We start from the raw sequence: 559 nt of genomic DNA, 5'->3' as shown, positions 1-559 counted from the left end.
CAACGAGTACCTGATAAGCGTTTGTGAGCGCCTCAACCACAAGGCGCAATCCAATCGCGACGGGCGTAGTGCATGGGAATGTTTGCAGGAGGAGCGTTCGCATCTGCGTGAAAAACTCCCTCCATTGGATGCGGCTCGTGTGGAATGTCTGCGTGTGGATAAATACTCCACCATCTGCGTGGACAAAAATCATTACTCCGTACCGGATTCATTGGTCGGTAAGAAGATCATGGTTAAGATTTACTCGGATCGAATCGTATGTTTCCACGACGACAAACATGTGGCGGAACACCCACGGTCATTGGAGAGTTACCAGTGGATTATTGAACTGGAACACTTTCTTTGCACATTCAAAAAGAAGCCGGGCGCCTTGGCGACGAGCATCGCCATGAAACAGGCCCCGGACGCACTGAGAAAGATATACACGTCCCATTATACAGGGCGGGAGAAAGATTTCATCGTGCTCGTACAGGAAATTGCAACCGGACTCACGCTGGACGAGGTGAAGAAAGCCATTGATGAGTTGCAGTCCATAAGTGTGCGCCACGTGACCACAGAC

1 protein-coding gene is annotated in these 559 nt (G+C 50.6%); it reads left to right on the top strand.

The features are described from left to right. Positions 1-82: 82 nt before the first annotated feature. The coding region (locus J3482_RS20240; RefSeq protein ID WP_438938628.1) for a Mu transposase domain-containing protein at positions 83-559 on the top strand (477 nt) is incomplete at its 3' end.

This window comes from Alicyclobacillus suci (assembly GCF_017329615.1).
Taxonomy (GTDB): Bacteria; Bacillota; Bacilli; order Alicyclobacillales; family Alicyclobacillaceae; genus Alicyclobacillus; species Alicyclobacillus suci.
This window is presented reverse-complemented; position numbering and strand designations above follow the sequence as displayed.